Here is a 754-nt window from a genome sequence, read left to right as displayed (position 1 = left end):
AGAGAGAAGTTGGCCAAGGCCACCCATGCGAAAACACCCAGCGCCAACCGGCCCAGCATCCGGCCTTGCCTTGGCGACCGCCCGTGTTCAGAACGAATCAATGGGTACAAAAGCAATGACCTCTGCGGTGTTGGTGTCCAGCAGGACCGTCCAGAATGCTTTCCGCCCCACCATGGGGATATAGCCTATAGGCCCGGCCTTGCCGCTACCGCCGGAGGCCGATTTCAGTGCGGCGTCAATTTCACCCACCTGGCCCGGAAACCGTTTTTTAAGCTCCTCCAGCGGCCGGGCACGTGCCAGAACCTGCGACTTGCCTTGATCGTAACGCTGCCAGAACCCGGGACGCGCGCCCAGCGGCAATCCCGCCAAAGCCGCCAGGGTCATGTCGGAGCGCTCCTTGTCGTCCTTGAATTCGCGCACGGAGAGCAGCGTCGGCCCGCTCAGCGGTAGCGCGCCCAACCCTGCCGGCACCCGTGCCAGCTCGTCCCTGGGCACCTCGATGGCATGAACGACCCTGAACCGGTCTATTTCAAACACCAGGTGCACAGGCCGCACCACAGCAACCGCCCATAAGCCGTAGGCCAGCGCGGCGAGTTGGAATAAACCGATCACCGTCAGGTCGCGGCGCAGTACCGCGGAGCCCTTTTTAACGTTGAACACCGCCAATGTCAGCAGGGGCCCCATGACCACGTCGACGGCCACCACGATCATGAACAATTCGCGGCCGCCCGAGATTTCCCGATAAGGATAGGGG

Annotated in this window: 1 protein-coding gene; it reads right to left on the bottom strand. The window is 62.6% G+C overall.

From position 1 onward, the window contains the following. Nucleotides 1–87: 87 nt before the first annotated feature. Nucleotides 88–754: TfpX/TfpZ family type IV pilin accessory protein (locus AC1D0P_RS26480; protein WP_477679448.1), on the bottom strand; the 667-nt coding region annotated here is incomplete at its 5' end.

The organism is Polaromonas sp. P1_G2 (genome assembly GCF_056405515.1).
Note: the sequence above shows the minus strand (reverse complement) of the source record. Positions and strands in the feature narration are given on the sequence as shown.